Origin of the sequence: Roseofilum capinflatum BLCC-M114 (genome assembly GCF_030068505.1) — a bacterium.
Taxonomy (GTDB): Bacteria; Cyanobacteriota; Cyanobacteriia; order Cyanobacteriales; family Desertifilaceae; genus Roseofilum; species Roseofilum capinflatum.
This window is the reverse complement of the sequence record NZ_JAQOSO010000027.1, coordinates 1-3,731: the sequence shown is the minus strand read 5'-3', so window position 1 is coordinate 3,731 and position 3,731 is coordinate 1. Positions and strand designations below refer to the sequence as shown.

Sequence of the window (3,731 nt, the reverse complement as noted above, 5' to 3'; positions counted from 1 at the left end):
TAGGCAATAGGCAATAGGCAATAGGCAATAGGCAATAGGCAATAGGCAATAGGGAGTTCGGCAGTCCCCACCTCCTCGCGTCTCCCCATAGCCTAATAGGATTGCCATTCAGGATAGGGGGTGGAGTCGATAATGGGTTCGATCGCCATTTGGGTTAACCAGTCTTGACCGAGTTGGATGGTGACATCGGATTGTAAATTACCGGTGCTTTCGACTCGCACTTCTCCGAATCCGAGGACGTTGCGAATGGCTCTGGCGCTTTCGATGTTGCCGTCTTGGGCAATGATGCGGGTGGTGGTGAGGGGGTCGCTCCAGGAGTCAGTGGCGTAGAGGTTATAGTAGCCTTGGGTTTCTAACCATGTGTAGAGTTGATCGACGGATTCGAGTTGGCCGGTGGTGTCTTGGATGGCGATCGCCAAGTGAGTCGGATCGATCTGATAATCGTTATAGTCGTTGTAGTCTTCATAGCCGTCATAGCCAAAATCAAAATGCTCGGCCATGAGCGCGTCAATACTGCTATATTGGGGAACCCAGTAACTGGCATCGAATTCTTCGGGTTCGCTAAAGCGTCCGGGTAGGAGTAACATCTGCATTTTAGAGCGATCGGTCTGACCGGCAAAGTTAGCCAAGGCGAGTAATTCTTCTACGCTTAAGTTGGTATCGATATGGGAGCGAACAATGGAGAGGATTTTGGGCAATCTCCCTAGGGTGGCTGGACTGAGGGTTTGCTCAATCATGGCTCGCACAAACATCTGTTGTCGTTGAATGCGCCCAATATCGCCTAGGTTGTCGTAGCGGTAGCGCAAAAATTGTAGGGCTTGGGAACCGTTGAGATGTTGGGTTCCGGCTTTGAGGTTGATGTAGAGATGTTGGCTATCATCTTGGTATTTCATGTCCTTGGGTACATGGACGGTGACTCCTCCCAAGGCATCGATCAGTTTTTCAATTCCTTGGACGTTGATGCGAACATAACGGTCAATGCCGACTCCTCCGAGCAGTTCGCTGATGGAACTGGCGCTTAAAGCTGGCCCACCATGGTAGTTAGCGGCGTTGATTTTGACCAGGCCATGGCCTTCCACCCAGGTGCGGGTGTCACGGGGAATGGAGAGCAGGGTGACTTTGTGGGTAGTTGGTTCAAACCGCAGCATGAGCATGGTGTCGCTGAGGCCGTCAAAGGAGTTGACGAGGGCGTGATATCCGAGATCGGCGATTTCTTCGGGGGGGGTGTCGAGGTCGGAGGTGAGGACTTTCACCCCTAAAATCATGATGTTGACGGGGCGGGTAAGTTCGGGCAGTTGTAGGTTGTTCCCGGAAGAGATTTTTTCCCCTTGGCCAAATACGGCGGCTTCTTCTGGGGTAAGCTTGCTCTGCATTAAGGGGGTGCTAATTAAAGAGACGGCTAACAGGGCCCCGGCGGTGGCGGATAATAGGGCAATCCCGGTTAGTCCTAGTCCAATGGAGAGCCATCGTAAACCACTCCCAAGGGGCCTGGGGACGGGTTGGGGGTAGGATTTGACGGGTGTCTTGCGATCAGAGCGTTGATGGATGGACACGGATTTCCTCACACTTTAATTAGAACTAGATTCAGTTAGAAGAGCTTGAGAGTCTTCTGGTTTAGGATTCAGCCGCAATTGTTACATATTATTGCGTTTCCCACCACTGGTCGATCGCCCCTGATGATTGGGGTGGGGTTTTGTTCCAGTTAGGGCAGGCGATCGCCCAATTGAGAAACCCCTGGAATGCGGATATTTTGGTGTCGCCAGAGGCGAATCATTAACCAAACATTAAGGAAAAAGTAGCCGGAGGTGAGGGTGCTGCTGGCGATCAGCAGGGGTAGATGTAGGGATTCGGAGGCGTTGGCGCTGGTGTTGCAGAAGCTGATGGCGATCGCCCAACTGAGGGCAAGAATGACAGCTAACCGACAGGTGACTTGGGTTTGGCGATCGCCGTTTTTCCGATAGAGCGTCCATAGGGCGGGGAAAAAACCGACGACGGGGGTAAGGTAGATATAGAGCTGTAGGCGCTTGAAATAGGGATTTTCCTTAGTTGAGGGCAATTGGCGATCGGTCATAATCAACTTCCATCAGCACATCCTTTCCTATGCTACAGGCTTTGGCTCGTTCCTTCCTAAGATTAGGGTTCCTCGTCCGGACAATTTTGGGCACAATGGGAATCATTCATCATTTGCTCAGAGTTTCCGGTTATGGTTTGGTCTCATCTATTGTCTGCTACCCTGACTCCTTTATTCCCATTGGCCCTTAGTTCCGCCTCTTCTGTCCCTATTTCTCCTCCATCAGGCACTTGCCAAACTCTGAGCCAACCCCCCAATTTCCTCGTGGTTGCTGGCGGCGCGAATCCGGCCACCAATGAAATCGCCTTAGAAAAAAATGTCCTTTACTTTCAACGGGTGATGCAACATTTGGGCTATAACCCAGAACAAGAGGCTGATTTTTTCTTCGCTAATGGAAATGATGGCCAGCCAACTGTCCGTTATCTCGATGAAAACGATCGAGAACAATTCAAGGTTCCAAAAATTCCGTTCTTAAATGGCTCTTCAACCTTCAATAACTTGGTCGATTGGTTTAATTCTCCCCTCGCTCAATCTATCGATCGCGGTTTATTCCTCTATTTTACTGGCCACGGCTTACAAAATCAAGAAAATACTGAAAACAACACCTTTTTATTATGGAATAAACGAGAAGTCAGCGTGCAAGAATTCACCCAACTGTTAGACCTCATGCCTGCCAAAAAGCCCGTCGTCACCATGATGGCTCAGTGCTATTCTGGCTCCTTTGCCAATATGATTTATGAAGGGGGAAATTCCCAAAATCCAGTCGCCCTACAAACGCGATGCGGTTTTTTTGCTACGGTGGAAACCCTACCCTCTGTCGGTTGCACTCCAGAAGTGAATGAAGCGGACTACAAAGATTATAGTTCTAGCTTTTTCGCGGGCTTAAGTGGTCAAAAACGCACGGGAGAAAATGCCCCTTCCGCCGATTATAATCAAGATGGCAAAGTCTCCTACATGGAAGCCCATGCCTTTGCTAAAGTAGACAATGAATCCATTGATTTACCCCTATCAACTTCCGAAAATTGGCTGCGACAAAAGGCATCAGAGACAGAGATTCAAGAAATTTTGAAACAACCCATCGCTACGGTTATGAAAACCGCTCGTCCGGAGCAAATTTATGTGATTAATCAACTGATGGAACGGTTTGAAGGCAATCATCTCAAGTCCTATCTGGAAAACTTAGAAGATTTAGATCCAGAAACCCTGGAAAATGAAGTTGAAGAAGCCTTTGCCGTGCGCTTAATGCTAGAGTTAGTGAATGTGGGCATGGAAGATAAAGTGCGCCAGAGTCGTCAGGAAGAGGATTTAGCCATCTTAAATCGCTTGCTAGAGTGCGAGCAAGGCTCCTGGAAACGCTGAGAGTTGCGAAAATAGCCTAATTACAGCGCTTTCCGCTATCGCAGTAAGGTGGGCAGGGTATGCGGGTAGAATTTGAATGATTTGGCTTAGGCTCCTGCCCACCCTACTGGATCGGCAAGCTTAAAATTGGGGGTAAGAGTGTAGGTTGGGTTGAGGAACGAAACCCAACACCCGTCTGACGAAAGTTGGGTTTCACTTCGTTCAACCCAACCTACAGTTTTAAGCTTGCCAAGCCACTACTGGCTTGGCAAGCTTAAAATCATGGGTAAGCTATGTGCTACAATTTACTAATGGAATAAAT

3 protein-coding genes are annotated in these 3,731 nt (G+C 49.0%); 1 reads left to right on the top strand and 2 read right to left on the bottom strand.

The window, feature by feature from the left end; all coding sequences use genetic code 11:
• Positions 1-92 precede the first annotated feature (92 nt).
• Together PMG25_RS06265 and PMG25_RS06260 are read right to left on the bottom strand one after the other, a co-directional pair.
• On the bottom strand, positions 93-1,553 hold the full coding sequence (locus tag PMG25_RS06265; protein WP_283766046.1) for an LCP family protein: 1,461 nt from the start codon (positions 1,551-1,553) through the stop codon (positions 93-95).
• 149 nt (positions 1,554-1,702) lie between these two features.
• Positions 1,703-2,071: a hypothetical protein gene (locus tag PMG25_RS06260; protein ID WP_283766045.1), complete on the bottom strand. Its 369-nt coding sequence runs from the start codon at positions 2,069-2,071 to the stop codon at positions 1,703-1,705.
• 132 nt (positions 2,072-2,203) lie between these two features.
• On the opposite strand from PMG25_RS06260, the gene PMG25_RS06255 reads away from it, so the two are divergent.
• A complete protein-coding gene (locus tag PMG25_RS06255; protein ID WP_283766044.1) occupies positions 2,204-3,430 on the top strand; it encodes a hypothetical protein in 1,227 nt (408 codons plus the stop codon).
• Positions 3,431-3,731: the final 301 nt, after the last annotated feature.